This is a genomic window from Streptomyces sp. EDA2-14, assembly GCF_054963755.1.
Genome location: NZ_JBUEGE010000019.1, coordinates 114,639 through 131,521, shown reverse-complemented (window position 1 = coordinate 131,521; position 16,883 = coordinate 114,639). Strand labels below are relative to the sequence as shown.

The 16,883-nt window shown below is 70.8% G+C and carries 18 protein-coding genes and 1 pseudogene; 8 read left to right on the top strand and 11 right to left on the bottom strand.

What is annotated here, in order from left to right:
- Window positions 1-143 precede the first annotated feature (143 nt).
- Window positions 144-1,274, top strand: coding sequence for a magnesium and cobalt transport protein CorA (locus ACY34M_RS33435; protein WP_462722063.1), 1,131 nt, complete (start codon window positions 144-146; stop codon window positions 1,272-1,274).
- A 38-nt stretch (window positions 1,275-1,312) separates the two neighbouring features.
- Window positions 1,313-1,828, top strand: a complete 516-nt coding sequence (locus tag ACY34M_RS33430; RefSeq protein WP_462722064.1) for a hypothetical protein — start codon at window positions 1,313-1,315, stop codon at window positions 1,826-1,828.
- A gap of 35 nt (window positions 1,829-1,863) precedes the next feature.
- Here the strand turns inward: ACY34M_RS33430 and ACY34M_RS33425 are convergent, their stop codons facing one another.
- On the bottom strand, window positions 1,864-2,559 hold the full coding sequence (locus ACY34M_RS33425) for a hypothetical protein (RefSeq protein ID WP_462722178.1): 696 nt from the start codon (window positions 2,557-2,559) through the stop codon (window positions 1,864-1,866).
- Window positions 2,560-2,801: 242 nt separating this feature from the next.
- Between ACY34M_RS33425 and ACY34M_RS33420 the strand changes: the two genes are divergently transcribed.
- Genes ACY34M_RS33420 through ACY34M_RS33410 form a run of 3 tightly spaced genes read left to right on the top strand, consistent with a single transcriptional unit; the run spans window position 2,802 to window position 5,822 of the window.
- Complete coding sequence (locus ACY34M_RS33420) at window positions 2,802-4,085, top strand: magnesium transporter MgtE N-terminal domain-containing protein (RefSeq protein ID WP_462722065.1); 1,284 nt, start codon at window positions 2,802-2,804, stop codon at window positions 4,083-4,085.
- Window positions 4,075-4,644 (top strand): DUF1003 domain-containing protein, encoded by a 570-nt coding sequence (locus tag ACY34M_RS33415; RefSeq protein WP_462722066.1) that lies wholly within the window; start codon window positions 4,075-4,077, stop codon window positions 4,642-4,644. Before ACY34M_RS33420 ends, ACY34M_RS33415 begins: the two co-directional genes overlap by 11 nt.
- Before the next feature lie 44 nt (window positions 4,645-4,688).
- Window positions 4,689-5,822, top strand: coding sequence for an Mrp/NBP35 family ATP-binding protein (locus ACY34M_RS33410; protein WP_462722067.1), 1,134 nt, complete (start codon window positions 4,689-4,691; stop codon window positions 5,820-5,822).
- 60 nt (window positions 5,823-5,882) lie between these two features.
- Here the strand turns inward: ACY34M_RS33410 and ACY34M_RS33405 are convergent, their stop codons facing one another.
- The 5 genes and pseudogenes from ACY34M_RS33405 to sigE all read right to left on the bottom strand — a co-directional run bounded on the left by ACY34M_RS33405 (window position 5,883) and on the right by sigE (window position 10,480).
- Entirely contained in the window at window positions 5,883-6,548 is a 666-nt protein-coding gene (locus tag ACY34M_RS33405) for a hypothetical protein (RefSeq protein ID WP_462722068.1), read from the bottom strand.
- Window positions 6,549-6,682: 134 nt separating this feature from the next.
- Window positions 6,683-7,159 carry a sec-independent translocase gene (locus ACY34M_RS33400; protein ID WP_462722069.1) on the bottom strand — a complete coding sequence of 159 codons (477 nt, stop codon included), beginning with the start codon at window positions 7,157-7,159 and terminating at the stop codon, window positions 6,683-6,685.
- 200 nt (window positions 7,160-7,359) lie between these two features.
- Window positions 7,360-8,598: pseudogene (locus tag ACY34M_RS33395) on the bottom strand (S1C family serine protease); the annotation flags it as partial.
- 176 nt (window positions 8,599-8,774) lie between these two features.
- Window positions 8,775-9,770: an anti-sigma factor family protein gene (locus tag ACY34M_RS33390; RefSeq protein WP_462722070.1), complete on the bottom strand. Its 996-nt coding sequence runs from the start codon at window positions 9,768-9,770 to the stop codon at window positions 8,775-8,777.
- Window positions 9,767-10,480 carry an RNA polymerase sigma factor SigE gene (gene sigE, locus ACY34M_RS33385; RefSeq protein WP_385763693.1) on the bottom strand — a complete coding sequence of 238 codons (714 nt, stop codon included), beginning with the start codon at window positions 10,478-10,480 and terminating at the stop codon, window positions 9,767-9,769. Before sigE ends, ACY34M_RS33390 begins: the two co-directional genes overlap by 4 nt.
- 228 nt (window positions 10,481-10,708) lie before the next feature.
- On the opposite strand from sigE, the gene ACY34M_RS33380 reads away from it, so the two are divergent.
- A complete protein-coding gene (locus ACY34M_RS33380; RefSeq protein WP_462722179.1) occupies window positions 10,709-11,407 on the top strand; it encodes an O-methyltransferase in 699 nt (232 codons plus the stop codon).
- Between the two features lie 165 nt (window positions 11,408-11,572).
- Here the strand turns inward: ACY34M_RS33380 and ACY34M_RS33375 are convergent, their stop codons facing one another.
- On the bottom strand, window positions 11,573-11,740 hold the full coding sequence (locus ACY34M_RS33375) for a DUF3117 domain-containing protein (protein ID WP_266713770.1): 168 nt from the start codon (window positions 11,738-11,740) through the stop codon (window positions 11,573-11,575).
- Between the two features lie 320 nt (window positions 11,741-12,060).
- On the opposite strand from ACY34M_RS33375, the gene chcB reads away from it, so the two are divergent.
- A complete protein-coding gene (chcB, locus tag ACY34M_RS33370; protein WP_462722071.1) occupies window positions 12,061-12,864 on the top strand; it encodes a 2-cyclohexenylcarbonyl CoA isomerase in 804 nt (267 codons plus the stop codon).
- 17 nt (window positions 12,865-12,881) lie between these two features.
- Here the strand turns inward: chcB and ACY34M_RS33365 are convergent, their stop codons facing one another.
- Both ACY34M_RS33365 and ACY34M_RS33360 read right to left on the bottom strand, forming a co-directional pair.
- Window positions 12,882-13,481 carry a DNA-3-methyladenine glycosylase I gene (locus tag ACY34M_RS33365; RefSeq protein ID WP_462722072.1) on the bottom strand — a complete coding sequence of 200 codons (600 nt, stop codon included), beginning with the start codon at window positions 13,479-13,481 and terminating at the stop codon, window positions 12,882-12,884.
- Window positions 13,478-13,882 carry a DivIVA domain-containing protein gene (locus ACY34M_RS33360; protein ID WP_462722073.1) on the bottom strand — a complete coding sequence of 135 codons (405 nt, stop codon included), beginning with the start codon at window positions 13,880-13,882 and terminating at the stop codon, window positions 13,478-13,480. The genes ACY34M_RS33365 and ACY34M_RS33360 overlap by 4 nt, the downstream gene beginning before the upstream one ends.
- 139 nt (window positions 13,883-14,021) lie before the next feature.
- Between ACY34M_RS33360 and folP the strand changes: the two genes are divergently transcribed.
- Window positions 14,022-14,882: a dihydropteroate synthase gene (folP, locus tag ACY34M_RS33355; protein ID WP_462722074.1), complete on the top strand. Its 861-nt coding sequence runs from the start codon at window positions 14,022-14,024 to the stop codon at window positions 14,880-14,882.
- A 19-nt stretch (window positions 14,883-14,901) separates the two neighbouring features.
- Here folP and ACY34M_RS33350 read toward each other — a convergent pair whose 3' ends face one another.
- Together ACY34M_RS33350 and dapE are read right to left on the bottom strand one after the other, a co-directional pair.
- Window positions 14,902-15,651 carry an LOG family protein gene (locus ACY34M_RS33350; protein WP_462722075.1) on the bottom strand — a complete coding sequence of 250 codons (750 nt, stop codon included), beginning with the start codon at window positions 15,649-15,651 and terminating at the stop codon, window positions 14,902-14,904.
- 87 nt (window positions 15,652-15,738) lie between these two features.
- Window positions 15,739-16,821 carry a succinyl-diaminopimelate desuccinylase gene (gene dapE, locus ACY34M_RS33345; protein WP_462722076.1) on the bottom strand — a complete coding sequence of 361 codons (1,083 nt, stop codon included), beginning with the start codon at window positions 16,819-16,821 and terminating at the stop codon, window positions 15,739-15,741.
- Between the last annotated feature and the right edge of the window lie 62 nt (window positions 16,822-16,883).

The window sequence follows — 16,883 nt, the reverse complement described above, 5'->3', positions numbered from 1 at the left end:
TCAGCGAAGCCGCCCAGCGTCGGTGCGGTGCTTCCCGCTTTGTGGACGTGCAGCATGTCCCGGTTTCCGGTTGGCCAGGACGTCCTCATTCCGGGTGGTTCCACCCGACGCGCGGCGACTCCCGCCCGCGAAGGAGCCTGCCCATGTCGATGATGCGCGACCTGCGAGCCGCCGTCCGTCCCTCGCTGCGCAAGAGCGTCGCCCCGTACGCCAACGAGGCCCGAACCTCGTACGACTTCACGCGGAACGAGGCCGCCTGCTCGGCCGTCGTGGACTGCGCCGTCTACCGCGACGGGGTCCGCGTCCCGTCCTCCGAGTGCCTCACGCCCGGCGGCGCGAAGCGCCAGGTGCGGCGGGACGGCGGCTTCGCCTGGATCGGCCTGCACGAGCCGACCGAGGAGGAATTCGCCGGTATCGCCGCCGAGTTCGGGCTGCACCCGCTGGCCGTGGAGGACGCCGTCCACGCCCACCAGCGGCCCAAGCTGGAGCGCTACGACGACACGCTCTTCACCGTCTTCAAGACGATCCACTACGTCGAGCACGCCGAACTCACCGCCACCAGCGAGGTCGTGGAGACCGGCGAGGTCATGTGCTTCACCGGCCGGGACTTCTTCATCACCGTCCGGCACGGCGGCCAGGGCTCCCTGCGCGCCCTGCGGCACCGGCTCCAGGACGACCCCGACCTGCTCGCCAAGGGCCCGAGCGCGGTCCTGCACGCCATCGCCGACCACGTCGTCGACGGGTATCTGGCCGTGGCCGACGCGATGCAGGACGACATCGACGAGGTCGAGACCGAGGTCTTCTCGCAGCCCGGCAAGGGCTCCCCGCGCGGCTCGGACGCCGGCCGGATCTACCAACTCAAGCGCGAGGTACTGGAGTTCAAGCGGGCCGTCGCCCCGCTGCGGCGCCCGTTGCAGCTGCTCAGCGAGCGGCCGATGCGGCTGATCGACCCGGACATCCAGAAGTACTTCCGGGACGTCGCCGACCACCTGGAGCGCGTACAGGAGCAGGTCATCGGCTTCGACGAGCTGCTGAACTCGATCCTCCAGGCCAATCTGGCGCAGGCCTCCGTCGCCCAGAACGAGGACATGCGCAAGATCACCTCGTGGGCGGCGATCATCGCCGTGCCGACCATGGTGTGCGGTGTGTACGGCATGAACTTCAAGCACATGCCGGAGCTGCACTGGCGGTACGGCTACCCGATGGTGCTCGTGCTCATCGGCGGCGTGTGTTTCGCGATCCACCGGACGCTGAAGCGCAACGGGTGGCTGTAGGGCCGGGTGCTGTCGGTGGCGCTGGCTAGGCTTGCCGTATGACGACTGCTGAACTGCTCGATGCCGCCCTCGTCGAGGAGGCCACGAAGAAGTCCGGGCTCATCTGGGTGCGCGGGGACCGGGGCGTGGAGCGGGCCCTGTGGCACGTGTGGCACGAGGGCGCGGCGTGCCTCGTGGGCGACGGGCCCGGCGAGCAGCCGCTGCCCGACCTCGTCGACGGCGGCTCGGCGCTCGTCACCGTGCGCAGCAAGGACAAGGGCGGGCGGCTCGTGGGCTGGCAGGCCAAGGTGGTCGAGTTGACGCCCGGTACGGAGGCGTACGAGGCCGCGGTCGGCGAGCTGAAGGGCAAGCGGCTCAACGCGCCCGACGCGGAGACCATGCTGGAGCGGTGGGCCGCGGAGTGCCGGGTGGTGCGGCTCGAACCCGTGGGCGGGCCCACGGAGCCGGTGCCGGACGGGTCGTTGGCCGCTCCCCCGATGGGGTCGCCGGCCACGACCCGGAATCCGGTGCCGGCGGGGCTCCCGAAGCTGCTGGCGCGGCGGAAGCGGCGTTGACGGCTCGGGGCTCCGCCTTCAGGGGCTTGTTCCGGTCACCCGGGCAAGGCCTGGCCGTAGTCGACCGTTTCCGTGGACTTGGGTTCGTCGAGGCTGAAGTCGTCGCCCCAGTCGCTGAGTTGGATCGTGCCGGCGCCTCCGGCCCGCTCCAGGCGCATCGGGTACGCGCCGCCTTCCAGGGAGACGTTGAGGGTGCCGCCCGCGCCCTTGTCGCCCGTCAGCTCTATCGTGCGGACGCCGCCCGCCGAGCCCCGCTCCCCCTTCGCCAGCGTGCCGTGCAGCGCCAGCAGGCCGTCGAGCAGCACGCCCTTGTCGGTGAACGTGCTCAGCCGCTGGTAAGCCGGGTCGCCCTTCGGCACCTTCACGTACTTGCCGTCGAGCTTCTGCCCGGCGTCGCCCCCGCCGTGCCCGCTCTTGGCGTCCTCGGAGTGCGTCCAGAATCCGGCGCCCGCCTTGAGGTACAGGTGGTCGCCGACCCGCAGCAGCCGGAACGTCCCGCCGTCGGTGCTCACCGAGCCGGTGCCGCCGTCGCCCTTCAGCCGCATGTCCAGCTTGTACGTCTTCTTGTTGACGACCACGGAGCCCGCGAGGTGCACGGCGTCGGCCCCGCGGGCCGCCTGGACCGTACGGGACTGGATCTTCGCCGGGGTCAGCTTGCCGACGCCGTTCGTCCCCGCGTCCGGGTCCTCCTCGCTGCACGCCGCGAGTCCGATCGCGAGTCCCGCGCACATCACGCCCACCGTGAGCGTCCTGCGGGTACGGCGGGTGAGGGGGCGCAGGGTCACGGGCGGACTACCTCTCGTACGGCAGCGGGGCGGGGGCAGGTACGGCAGCGTACCTCCGCGATCTGCGGTTACCCGTCCACACCGGGTGGCTGCCGAGCAAAGGCGCGGTAAGCGGTGAGCGGCTAGCCTGAACGACGAATTGCTTGTATTTAAGGACGAATCCGTACGGAGAGGAGGCGCGCGACGGTATGGCTGGCGGCGCTCCCCGCATTTTCGTGTCGCACCTCTCCGGCATCGCCGTCTTCGATCCGAACGGTGATCAGGTGGGCCGCGTGCGCGACCTGGTGGCGATGCTGCGCACGAGCCGCAGACCGCCTCGGCTGCTCGGACTCGTCGTCGAACTGTCGACACGGCGCCGCATCTTCCTGCCGATGACCCGCGTCACCGGCATCGAGTCGGGCCAGGTCATCACCACCGGGGTGCTCAACGTGCGGCGCTTCGAGCAGCGGCCCACCGAGCGGCTGGTCCTCGGCGAGATGCTCGACCGGCGCGTCCGGCTCGTGGAGACCGGCGAGGAGGTCACCGTCCTCGACGTCTCCATCCAGCAGCTGCCCGCGCGCCGCGACTGGGAGATCGACCGGGTCTTCGTACGCAAGAGCGCCCCGAAGCGCGGCGCGTTCCGGCGCGCCAAGGGCGAGGCGCTGACCGTCGACTGGTCGGGCGTCGACGGCTTCAACCTGGAGGAGCACGGACAGGGCGCCGAGAGCCTGCTCGCCACGTTCGAGCAGATGCGCCCCGCCGACCTCGCCAACGTGCTGCACCACCTCTCCCCCAAGCGCCGCACGGAGGTCGCCGCTGCGCTCACCAACGAGCGGCTGGCCGACGTCCTGGAGGAGCTGCCTGAGGACGACCAGATCGAGGTGCTCGGCAAGCTGAAGGAGGAGCGGGCCGCCGACGTCCTGGAGGAGATGGACCCGGACGACGCCGCCGACCTCCTCGGCGAACTCCCCGAGGCGGACAAGGAACGCCTGCTCGACCTGATGAAGCCCAGCGAGGCGGCGGACGTGCGGCGCCTGATGGCGTACGAGGACCGGACCGCGGGCGGCCTGATGACGACCGAGCCGATCGTGCTGCGCCCCGACTCCACGGTCGCGGACGCCCTCGCCCGCATCCGCAATCCCGACCTCTCCCCCGCGCTCGCCGCGCAGGTGTACGTGTGCCGGCCGCCGGACGAGACGCCGACCGGCAAGTACCTGGGCACGATCCACTTCCAGCGGCTGCTTCGCGACCCCCCGTACACGATGGTCAGCTCGATCCTGGACGAGGATCTGCAGGCCCTGACCCCGGAGGCCCGGCTGCCGGAGATCGCCGGGTTCTTCGCGACGTACGACATGGTGGCCGCGCCCGTCGTCGACGACAGCGGCTCGCTGCTCGGCGCCGTGACCGTGGACGACGTCCTCGACCACATGCTGCCGGAGGACTGGCGCGAGCAGGAGTTCCACCTCATCGAGGAGGTGACCCATGCCGACTGAGGAACGCGAGCGGGAGGCCCCGCGCCGGCCGCGCATCCGGCTCGACCAGCCGCGCGCGCCCCGCCGCAAGCTGATCCCCGACTACGACCCCGAGGCCTTCGGCAGGCTCTCCGAGCGCATCGCGCGCTTCCTCGGCACCGGGCGGTTCATCGTCTGGATGACGGTGCTGATCGTCGTGTGGGTGGTGTGGAACATCGTCGCGCCGCCGCACCTGCGCTTCGACGAGTACCCGTTCATCTTCCTGACGCTGATGCTGTCGCTGCAGGCCTCGTACGCCGCCCCGCTGATCCTTCTCGCGCAGAACCGGCAGGACGACCGCGACCGGGTCAATCTCGAACAGGACCGCAAGCAGAACGAGCGCTCCATCGCCGACACCGAGTATCTGAGCCGCGAGGTGGCGGCCCTGCGGATCGGGCTCGGCGAGGTCGCGACGCGCGACTGGATCCGCTCCGAGCTGCAGGACCTTCTCAAGGAGCTGGAGGAGCAGCGGCAGTCGAGCGCGGGGCCCGGGGTATTCCCGGCGGAGCGTGAGCGGGGACGTGACGTAGACGACCGCTGACGGGGCTTTCCGGCTGTGGGTTACCCCGCCGTAGACTCGGGTGCATGGCTACGGAAGACGCGGTGCGCGAGGCACTCGCGACAGTGAACGACCCCGAGATCAACCGGCCCATCACCGAGTTGGGGATGGTCAAATCGGTGGACATCGGTGCGGACGGAGTCGTCGCGGTCACCGTGTATCTGACCGTCTCCGGCTGCCCGATGCGCTCGACGATCGAGAACAACGTGCGCGAGGCCGTCGCGGCCGTCGACGGCGTGACCGATGTGCAGGTCACCCTCGACGTGATGAGCGACGAACAGCGCAAGGAGCTGGCCAGCGCGCTGCGCGGCGGTACCGCCGAGCGCGAGGTCCCGTTCGCGAAGCCGGGCTCGCTGACCCGCGTGTACGCGGTGGCCTCCGGCAAGGGCGGCGTCGGCAAGTCCTCGGTGACCGTGAACCTGGCGGCCGCGATGGCGGCGGACGGCCTGAAGGTCGGCGTCGTCGACGCGGACATCTACGGGCACAGCGTCCCCCGCATGCTGGGCGCCGACGGCAAGCCCACGCAGGTCGAGGACATGATCATGCCGCCGTCGGCGAACGGCGTGAAGGTCATCTCGATCGGCATGTTCACGCCGGGCAACGCTCCGGTCGTGTGGCGCGGCCCGATGCTGCACCGCGCGCTCCAGCAGTTCCTCGCGGACGTGTTCTGGGGCGACCTGGACGTGCTCCTGCTCGACCTGCCGCCGGGCACGGGCGACATCGCCATCTCCATCGCCCAGCTCGTCCCGAACGCCGAGATCCTGGTCGTCACGACGCCGCAGCAGGCCGCCGCCGAGGTGGCGGAGCGGGCCGGCTCGATCGCCGTGCAGACCCACCAGAAGATCGTCGGCGTCGTCGAGAACATGTCGGGGCTGCCCTGCCCGCACTGCGGCGAGATGGTCGACGTGTTCGGCACGGGCGGCGGTCAGCTGGTCGCCGAGGGCCTCACCAAGACCACGGGTGCGACGGTGCCGGTGCTCGGCTCCATCCCGATCGACGTACGCCTGCGCGAGGGCGGCGACGAGGGCAAGCCGGTCGTGCTGACCGACCCGGACTCCGCCGCGGGCTCGGCGCTGCGCGACATCGCGGGCAAGCTCGGCGGGCGCCAGCGGGGCCTGTCGGGGATGGCGCTCGGGATCACGCCGCGCAACAAGTTCTGACGGCTCCACGCCTCTGTACGAACGGCGGGCCGCCCATTGTGGGCGGCCCGCCGTTCTGTGTCACTCGTCCGGTTCCAGCGCCGCGATGTCCTTGACGACGGAGAACCCGAGCCCGTACGCGCTCATACCGCGCCCGTACGCGCCCAGGTGCACCCCGGCCTGCGTGGAACCGGCCAGCACCCAGCCGTACTCGGACTCCCGGTAGTGGAACGGGGTCGGCACCCCGTCCACCGGGAGCGTCAGCGTCGCCCAGTCATCGGACGCGAGATCGTCCGCGAGCACCCACGCCGTCTCGGTCTGCTGCTCCAGCCAGTCGTCCCGCAGCGTGTGGTCCATCTGCACCGGCCAGGTGTACGAGAGCAGGCCGACGCCGGCGAGCCAGGCCGCCGAGGAGACCGAGGTGGCCTCCAGGACGCCGGTGCCGTCGGTGGTGCGCCGTACCGGATTGGCCGCGACGGTCACCACGGCGGCGAACCGCTCGACGTCCTCCGTGAGCTCACTGCGGACGGACGGCTCGTCGCCGTGCCCGATCGATCCGTGCTCGACGGAACCGTCCGCCGTGGTGCCGACCTGCATCAGCCAGCGCGGTCCCGTGAAGGCCTCGTCGAGGCCGTACCACGGGAAGGGCGCCAGCAGGTAGCCGTCGACCGTGCGCCGGGCCGTGGCGGCCTGATCGGCCCCCTCGGTGGCCGGCGCCTGCGCGCCCACCCGACTCGTCGTCTCCATGTACCCGGCCGCCTCCTCGCTCAGTTACGGACCGGAGCGGCCCGCCCCCCTCGGGCGTTCTCACGTCCGGTCCGCGCAACAACAAGGCAGGATGCCACACCGGGTCCCGCGGGCCCGGTTTCGTTGCGTGTGGTTCAGGTCGCGTCCGCGTCGAAGGGCGGCGGTTCCACGGCGGCCGGCTTGCCGGACTTTTCGGGACGCTTGCGCATGTCGACGGCCTCGGGGCGCTTGCTCATGTCCACGCGGCCACCGCCGCCGGACTGGCTCGATCCGGAGTCCTCCAGCTCACCGACGGTGTGTACCGCGTCGGTGACGTCGGCCATTTCCTTCTTCAGGTCGAAGCCGTTGCGGATCTCCTTGAGCCCCAGCTCGTCACTGTCCAGCTGCTTGCGGATGAACGTCTTGGGGTTCAGGTCCTCGAACTCGAAGTCCTTGAACTCCGGACCCAGTTCGTCACGAATGTCCTGCTTCGCACTGTCCGAGAACTCCCGGATCTTACGAATGGTGCGCGAGACGTCCTGAATGACCTTGGGGAGCTTGTCGGGGCCGAACACGAGAACGGCCAGCACGACGATCGTCACGATCTCCAGTGGGCCAATATCGTTGAACACCTTGCACTCCTAGCGCGTCCTCGGCCCGCGGTCGGTCATCAGCAGCAGGTCTTCGGCAGGGTCCGGCAGCGGAACGGGTCCACGGTACCCGGCCCACCTGTCCATCCGGTAGCCACCGGGATACGTCCAGGATCGCCTACCCGTCGTCCTGGCCGGCCCGAGGATGGCCGGGAAGCGGTCGGGAGACGACCGGAATCCTGTCAGTCGCTGTCCTCGGAACCGAGAACAAGAGACAACTTCCGTTCCTTTCCGCCCCGTTCGACCGTGAGGGCCAGTTTGTCCTCGGGTCGATGGGTGCGGATCTTGACGATCAGCTCCTTGCCGGAGTGCACGCGGACCCCGCCGACCTCGGTGATCACATCGCCCGGCTCGATCCCCGCCTGGTCGCCGGGGCCGCCCGGGCTGACGGCCGAGCCGCCGCTGTTGCCCTTCGAGCCGACGCGGGCGCCGTCGCCCGAGAAGTCCATGTCGAGGGTGACCCCGATCACCGGATGCGTGGCCCGACCGGAGTTGATCAGCTCCTCCGCCACGCGTTTCGCCTGGTTGACCGGGATCGCGAAGCCGAGGCCGATGGAGCCGGACTGCCCCTCGGTCAGCTCCGAGCCGCCGGTGTCGGCCGAGCGGATCGCGCTGTTGATGCCGATGACGCGGGCCTTCGTGTCGACCAGGGGGCCGCCGGAGTTGCCCGGGTTGATGGGGGCGTCGGTCTGCAGCGCGTCCACGTAGCTGACGTCGCCGCCGTCCCCCTTCTCGCCGCCCGCCGTGATCGGCCGGTCCTTGGCGCTGATGATTCCGGAGGTGACCGTGTTCGCCAGGTCGAAGGGGGCGCCGACGGCCACGACGGGGTCGCCGACCTGCACGTTCTCGGAGTTGCCCAGGGGCAGCGCCGTGAGCCCGCGCACCCCGGACACCTTGATCACGGCGAGGTCGTAACTGCTGTCCTGCCCGACCAGCTCGCCGTGCGCGCTCTGCCCGCTGGAGAACGTGACCGATATCTCACCGCCCGATCCGGCGGACGACACCACGTGATTGTTCGTGAGGATGTGCCCCTGGTCGTCGAGCACGAAGCCGGTGCCGGTGCCGTCCTTCGCGGAGCCCGCGGTGTGGATGGTGACGACGCCGGGCAGCGCCCTCGCCGCGATACCGGCCACGCTGTCGGGATCCCGGCGCTTGGACTCGACACCGGCCTGCGGCAACCGAATGTCCGCTCCGACCCCGCTGCGCTCCATGTACGCCCCGACCACCCCACCGATGCCTCCGGCGGCGAGGGCGATGACGACGGCCCCGACCACGAGCCGACGGCGCCGGGGAGCGGGAGCCGGTGAGTCGGCCGGTACCGGCATTTCAAGCCCCTGCGGCGATTGAGCAGCGGGGTCCGGGGCGGAGCCCCGCGGCGTGGGGACGGCTCCGGGCGAACCGGCGGCATCGACCGGGCCGGAACCCACGTCACCCGCCCCACCGCCGGAGGCCACGTCACTCTCGTCCATGTCCCGCCGCACTCCCCAAGCCAGGCCCACGGCACCGCACCGCCGGCTCCCACGCGCGCGACCCGGATCCGCCGACGCACCGCTTCACCGGGATTCAACCAGGTTCCCCGGCGTGGGCGCAGAAGGTGTCAGCGCATCGACGACGGACGGGACGACGCGGTCGGCGCCGACGCGGAGGCCGCGGCGAGGCCGGGCCCGTCCGCCTCGAACGAGACTTCCTCGGGCGGTTCCGGGGCCGCCCCGGAGGGCCACGGTGCGACCGAGACCGCGGCGGCAGCGGCCGGGCGTATGAGAGGCGACATGCGGGCCGCGTTGGCCAGCAGCGGCGTCGAGAACGGATAGTTCGCGCTCTCCGCGTGGCCCCCACCGGGCAGCAGCGGCGCTCCCGCCTCGGTGGGCGAGACGGGCGCCGCGAGGGCGCCCCCGCGCTGCCCGAGCAGCGAGACGGTCGACCTGCGGCGCTGTGAGTCCGACGATGCCGACGCGGCACCGGCCGACTGGCTGCGCAGCGGCGTGACATTGCTGCCGGAGCCGCCTCCGCGCGCGTCGGCACTGTCGACCGGGGCGGCGGTCGTCACCCCGCCCAGCGCGATCGCGGCGAGCGAGACCGCACCGGCCGCGGCGAACGCGAAGCGCCGGGACCGTGAGGCCCGGTCGCTCTCGTGCCGGTCGCGGCCCACTTCGTGGATGCGGAAGCCGCGCTGGTCACTGGGGAGGACGGCGGCGTGCGCGTGGGACGGCGCGTACCCGAACGGCTCGGGGTCTACGTCGAAGACGCCCTGGCCGAAGCCCCGGACACCACCGAGGGGCCGGCCGCTGCCGAAGCCGCCTCCCCCGAACGGTGGTGTGCCACCGTCGGAGTCACCTCCCGCGGGCAGCCCCTGGAGGCGGGCGAGAAAGCTCTCGGAGGGCGGCGGCGGAGCCGCCTGCGCGAAGACGCTCTTGAGACGACGCTGGGCGTCGGCCTCGGCCTTGCATTTGGCACAGGTCGCCAGGTGCGCGAGGACGCGCTCACGGGCGTCGTGGTCCAACTCGCCGTCGACCAGGGCGGCCAGCCTGTCCCCCAGGTGTTCGTCGGCCGCGGTCTGTTGGCGTTCGGCAGGATTGAGACGTGATCCACTCACGCGGTCGCGCCCCCTCCTCCGAGGACGGGGAAGGCGCCCGTCCCACAGGCCTCCGCGAGCGTGCGACGCTCCTTGCGGGCCTCGGGCGAGCGGTGCTGCAGCGCCTTGCGCAGCTGCGAGCGGCCACGGTGGATACGGCTGCGGACCGTGCCCAGCTTCACGCCGAGGGTGGCGGCGATCTCCTCGTAGGAGAGCCCCTCGATGTCGCACAGGACGACGGCGGCACGGAACTCGGGCGCGAGGGTGTCCAGCGCCTGCTGGACGTCGGCGTCGAAGTGCGCGTCGTTGAAGACCTGCTGCGGCGACGGTTCTCTGCTGGGCAGCCGCTCGGCGGCGTCGTCACCCAGCGCGTCGAAGCGGATGCGCTGCTTGCGGCGGACCATGTCGAGGAACAGGTTCGTGGTGATGCGGTGCAGCCAGCCCTCGAAGGTGCCGGGCGTGTACGTCGACAGCGAACGGAAGACACGGACGAAGACCTCCTGCGTGAGGTCCTCTGCGTCGTGCTGGTTTCCCGTCAGGCGGTACGCGAGGCGGTAGACGCGGCCACTGTGCGTGCTGACGATCTCCTCCCACGAAGGAGGAGTCCACGCCTGTGATTCCGCATCGGCGGCAAAGGTCGCGGTCTGCGCGGAGTCAGTGGTGCGGATTCGGTCAGCGGTGTTGGTCACGGATTTCGGCTCACCCGCCGACCTGAGAAGACGCCGAAGCACTCCTCCCCGATCCACAGGCGCAGCCGCACCTCCCCTGTCGGCTCTGGTGGTGTCCAGTGGAGCACCTACCATAACCACTCCGTCCGTTAGCTCCGGATAAGCGTTTTTACTCAGATTTGCCGGTCGGCCCCCGACCGCTGATTGCACGGCTGTCGGCATCCCGCTCACCCCCGGTGCTTCGCGTATCCAGCCTGCTCTTTTCCCCTGCCCCTTCAAACGCGCGGTCCCATCTGCGAGTTCCCGCCACCAACGGATAAAGTCACGCGCAGGCATCCATGGGGACGGGAGAGGGCCATTACCGGCAACCGGCAGACGAGTTGGGCGTTCGCCGACGCCTTTGTCGCCGAGGACGACGCGACTCGCTGGGCTCGTGACCGTGCCCGCGAGGCAGGGCTGTACCCGGTGTCCCCCGGCGCGGGCGCGACGCTGGGCATGCTCGCCGCCACGGTAGGGGCGAAGGCCGTCGCCGAGATCGGTACGGGCACGGGCGTGTCCGGAATCCATCTGCTGCACGGGATGCGGCCCGACGGCGTCCTCACCACGGTCGATCCCGAGCCGGAGCGGCAGCAGTTCGCGCGCCAGGCGTTCCGCGCGGCGGGCTTCGCCAGCAACCGGGCCCGGTTCATCCCCGGCCGCGCCCTGGAGGTGCTGCCGCGGCTCGCGGACAGCGGGTACGACCTGGTGTTCTGCGACGGCGACCGGGTGGAGTGCCTCGACTACCTCGCTGAATCGTTGCGGCTGCTGCGGCCCGGTGGCCTGGTCGTCTTCCAGGGGGTCCTCGCCGAGGGGCGGACCGTCGACTCGGGGCCGCAGCCGGTGGAAGTGGTGCGCCAGCGCGAGTTGCTGCGGGCCGTGCGGGAGAGCCCCGAGCTGGTGGCTTCGGTGCTGCCGGTCGGCGACGGGCTGCTCTGCGCCGTCAAGCGCTGACCCGGGCGCGGCGGCGGGACCCCGCACACACGACTGCCCCGGCACCAAATGTGTGCCGGGGCAGTCGAAAAGGTATGGTCGCTCCCGCGTCGGCCGACGACCGGTCCGTCCCCAATTGGGCGGGAAGGGGTGCGGACGCCGCAGGCGACGCGGATGCGGAAGGTGTCAGCCCACGACCTTCTTCAGCTCGTCACCGAGGGCGCTCGCCTCGTCCGGCGTCAGCTCGACCACGAGCCGACCGCCGCCTTCGAGCGGAACGCGCATGACGATGCCCCGCCCCTCCTTGGTGACCTCGAGCGGGCCGTCACCCGTCCGCGGCTTCATGGCCGCCATGCTCGTTCCCCTTCCTGAAACCAGCTCATCGTCAGCCGACAGCCCTCTGAGTGGGCACACGTCACCGGCATCGAACACATTGCTTCCAGGCCATTATCCCGCATCGCGGGACCCGATGACCAACATCAGTCGGCATCGCTTGCGCAACGCGCTTGACCAAAACCACTCAATTCGGGGATCCGACTGCGATACTGCGCCATCTTCGGACGCCAGTCGACGCGAATTTGTTAGACGCAGGTCACATGCCGAGAGCGTTCCACGGGTCGTGATCTCCGTCATGCTGAGCACGGACGACTGAGCGACCGCATAGGAGGAGTCCCATGGCAGACACCGTGCTCTACGAGGTGAGCGACGGGCTCGCGACGATCACGCTGAACCGCCCCGAGGCGATGAACGCGATGAACACCGAGGCCAAGGTCGCCCTCCGCGACGCGGTGCAGGCGGCGGCCGCCGACGAATCGGTCCGCGCGGTGCTGCTGACGGCCGCCGGTGACCGGGCGTTCTGCGTGGGCCAGGACCTCAAGGAGCACGTCGGCTCGCTGCTGGCGGACCGGGAGTCCGGTGAGGGCCGCACCATGAACACCGTGCGCGAGCACTACAACCCGATCGTGCGCGCGCTGACCCAGATGCCGAAGCCCGTCGTCGCCGCGGTGAACGGCGTGGCGGCCGGCGCCGGATTCGGCTTCGCGCTCTGCGCCGACTACCGGATCGTGGCGGAGACGGCGTCGTTCAACACCTCGTTCGCGGGCGTGGCGCTCACCGCCGACTCCGGGGTCTCCTGGACGCTGCCGCGCCTGATCGGCCCCGGCCGCGCGGCCGACCTGCTGCTCTTCCCGCGCTCCCTCAAGGCGCAGGAGGCGTACGAGCTGGGGATCGCGAACCGGCTGGTGCCCGCCGCCGAACTCGCCGAGGAGGCCGCAAAGTTGGCCCGCACGCTCGCCGAGGGGCCGACCGTCGCCTACGCCGCGCTGAAGGAGTCCCTCGCCTTCGCCGGGGACCACTCCCTCGACGAGGCGCTCGACAAGGAGGACGAGCTGCAGACGCGGGCCGGCGCCTCCGAGGACCACACCATCGCGGTGCAGGCCTTCATCGCGAAGGAGAAGCCGAAGTACCTCGGGCGCTGAGCCGGCTCACACCGTATTCACACCGTCGTACGCGCGCGGGACACGCAGTCCGCCAGGTGGTCGTTGACCAGTCCGCAGGCCTGCATCAGCGCGTAGGCCGTCGTCGGCCCGACGAAGCGCAGTCCGCGCTTCTTCAGCTCCTTGGAGAGGGCCGTCGACTCGTCGGTGATCGCCGCCACGTCCCCGATGACCTTCGGGGCCGGGCGCGTCGCGGCGTCCGGCGCGTACGACCAGATCAGCTGGTCCAGCTCGCCGGGCGACCAGTCGACGAGCACCCGCGCGTTGGCCAGCGTCGCGTCGACCTTGGCGCGGTTGCGGATGATGCCGGGGTCGGCGAGCAGGCGCTCGCGGTCCGCGTCCGTGAAGGCGGCCACGTCGGCGATCTTGAAGCCGGAGAACGCGGCGCGGAAGCCCTCGCGGCGTCTGAGGATCGTGATCCAGGACAGGCCCGACTGGAACGCCTCCAAAGAAAGACGCTCGAACAGCGCGTCGTCGCCGTGGACCGGGCGGCCCCACTCCTCGTCGTGGTACGCGACGTAGTCCTCGGTGGACAGGCCCCAGGGGCAGCGCGGCCTGCCGTCGGGGCCGGGGACGGCGCCCCCTGTCGGCTCGCTCACCGGAACCCCTCCCCCGTCTCGTACCCGAATCCGTAGTCGCCCGGCGGTGCGTAGCCCGTGTCCGGGCCGTGGCCGCCCTGCTGCGGGCCCGCGGCCCTGGTGTGGGCGGAGGTGAGGGCGGTCTCCAGCTCCGAGATGCGGGCGTCCCGCTCGGCCAGCTCGGCGCCGAGGCGGTCCAGCGCGTCGTCCACCTCCGCCATCCGGTAGCCGCGCACCGCCAGGGGCAGCTTGAGCGCCTCCAGGTCGGCGGGGGCCAGGGGGCGGTCGGGCGGCAGCGGGTCCGCGTAGAACTGGGACGGCTCGTCGCGCAGCGTGCCGCTGTCGCCGCCGCCGATGACCGCGAACGTCACCGCCGCGATCACCACGACCAGCGCGGCGACCAGAAACAAGAACATGACCATGTCTGCCGTCCCCTGGGTCCGAACGGGCCTTGCGGCCCTCAACCGTCAGGCTTCGATCGTGCCATGCCGCACCGACAGTTAAGGTCGCAGACGACGTTCAACCAGGAACAAGTGAGAACCAGAAGGAGAGTCACAGGGGATGCTCAGGCTGGGCCAGCACACCTTCGGCGCGCACGAGCCGGTGATCATGGCGATCGTGAACCGGACCCCGGACTCCTTCTACGACCAGGGCGCCACCTTCCGGGACGAGCCCGCGCTCGCCCGCGTCGAGCAGGCGGTGACCGAGGGCGCCATGATCGTCGACATCGGCGGGGTGAAGGCCGGTCCGGGCGAGGAGGTCACCGCCGAGGAGGAGGCGCGGCGGACCGTCGGCTTCGTCGCCGAGGTGCGGCGCCGCTTCCCCGACGTGATCATCAGCGTCGACACCTGGCGGCACGAGGTCGGCGACGCCGTGTGCGCGGCGGGCGCGGACGTCCTCAACGACGCGTGGGGCGGCGTCGACCCGAAGCTCGCGGAGGTCGCGGCCCGCCACCGGGTGGGCCTCGTGTGCACGCACGCGGGCGGCGCCGAGCCCCGCACGCGCCCGCACCGGGTGACGTACGAGGACGTGATGGCGGACATCCTGGATGTGACGGTCGGGTACGCGGAGCGGGCCGTCGCCCTCGGGGTGCCGCGCGAGTCCGTGCTGATCGACCCCGGTCACGACTTCGGGAAGAACACGCGGCACTCCCTGGAGGCGACGCGGCGGCTTCCGGAGATGGTCGACACGGGGTGGCCCGTGCTCGTCTCGCTGTCCAACAAGGACTTCGTCGGCGAGACCCTCGACAAGCCCGTCAAGGAGCGCGTCATCGGCACCCTCGCGACCACGGCGGTCTCGGCGTGGCTCGGGGCGCAGGTCTACCGGGTGCACGAAGTCGCCGAGACCCGCCAGGTGTTGGACATGGTGTCGTCCATCGCGGGCCACAGGCCCCCGGCGGTCGCCCGCCGGGGACTGGCGTAACGGCAGCCCCCGAAGGGGCCTACTTGCCGGTCTCCTTGGTGACCAGGGTGATGGCCTCCTCCACGTCGTCCGTGACGTGGAACAGGAGGAGGTCCGCCTCGCCGGCCTTGCCCTGGGCGATCACCGTGTCCCTGAGCCAGTCGACCAGCCCGTTCCAGTACTGCGAGCCGAAGAGCACGATCGGGAAGCGCGTCACCTTCGTGGTCTGCACGAGGGTGAGCGCCTCGAAGAGCTCGTCCAGGGTGCCGAGGCCGCCGGGCAGCACCACGAAGCCCTGGGCGTACTTCACGAACATCGTCTTCCGTACGAAGAAGTAGCGGAAGTTCAGGCCCAGGTCGACGTACGGGTTGAGGCCCTGCTCGAAGGGCAGCTCGATGCCGAGGCCGACCGAGATGCCCTTGGCCTCCACGGCGCCCTGGTTGGCCGCCTGCATGGCGCCGGGGCCGCCGCCGGTGATCACCGCGAAGCCGGCCTCCACCAGGGCCTTGCCGATGGCGACGCCGGCCGCGTACTCCGGCGAGTCCTCCGGGGTGCGCGCCGAGCCGAAAACGCTGATCGCGGGCGGCAGTTCGGCGAGCGTGCCGAAGCCCTCGATGAACTCCGACTGGATGCGCAGGACCCGCCAGGGATCCGTGTGCACCCACCCCGAGGGGCCTTCGGTGTCGAGCAGACGCTGGTCACTCGTCCCTGGCTGCATCTGATCACGGCGCCGGACCACCGGCCCCGTCCGCTGCTCCACAGGACGTCGCTTGCCCTCCGGGTTGCTCATCGTCTGCTCCCTTCCTGCGCAGTCATCACGCACTTACGTAGAGCAAGGGTAGGTCTACGCGGGTTACACACGCGGGACCTCGGGGTTTCACGAAGCGGTGAGCCAGGCGGCCAGGCGCTTCTCGCCCTCCAGGATGAGCGAGGTCTCGACCCGCTCGTCGATCTTGTGGGCAAAGATCGGGTTGCCGGGGCCGTAGTTGACCGCGGGGACGCCGAGCGCGCTGAAGCGCGACACGTCGGTCCAGCCGAACTTGGGGCGCACCTCCCCGCCCACCGCGGCCACGAAGGCGGCGGCAGCGGGGTGCGTGAGGCCGGGGCGCGCGCCGCCGGTGTGGTCGTCGACGACGAACTCCTCGATGGGGCAGCCGGCGAAGAAGTCGCGGACGAACTGCTCGGCCTCCTCCATCGACCGGTCGGGCGCGTACCGGAAGTTGACCGTGACGGCGCACTCGTCCGGGATGACGTTGGTGGCGACGCCGCCCTCGATGCGGACCGCGTTGAGGCCCTCGTGGAACTCCAGGCCGTCGACGACCGGCTTGCGGGGCTCGTAGGCGGCGAGGCGCTCCAGGATGGGGGACGCGGCATGGATGGCGTTGCTGCCCATCCACGCGCGCGCGGAGTGGGCCCGCTCGCCCTTGGTCTTCAGGATGACCCGCAGGGTGCCCTGGCAGCCGCCCTCGACGTCGCCGTTGGTGCCCTCCAGCAGGATCGCGAAATCGCCCTCCAGCCAGTCGGGGTGGGCGTCGGCCACATGCCCCAGACCGTTGAGGTGTGCGGCGACCTCTTCGTTGTCGTAGAAGACGAACGTGAGGTCGCGGTTGGGCTCGCGGACCGTCTGGGCGATCCGCAGCTGGACCGCGACGCCCGCCTTCATGTCGCTGGTGCCGCAGCCCCACAGGGTGCCGTTCTCGTCGAGCCGCGAGGGCACGTTGTCGGCGATCGGGACCGTGTCGATGTGCCCCGCGAGGATGATCCGCTCGTCGTGCCCCAGGTTCGTCCGGGCCACGATGTTGTTGCCGTACCGGTCGACCGTGAGGTGCGGCAGCCCCCGCAGGGCCTCCTCGATCGCGTCGGCGAGCTCCTTCTCAGCTCCACTGGGCGAGGGGAAGTCGACCAACTGCGCCGTGAGGCGTGCGGCGTCCTGCGTGAGGTCAAGAGGGGTGCGGTCCATGGCGCCGAGCCTAACGCCCATGGGGCGGGGGCCCTGTCAGTGGACTCCAGTACCTTGGACGC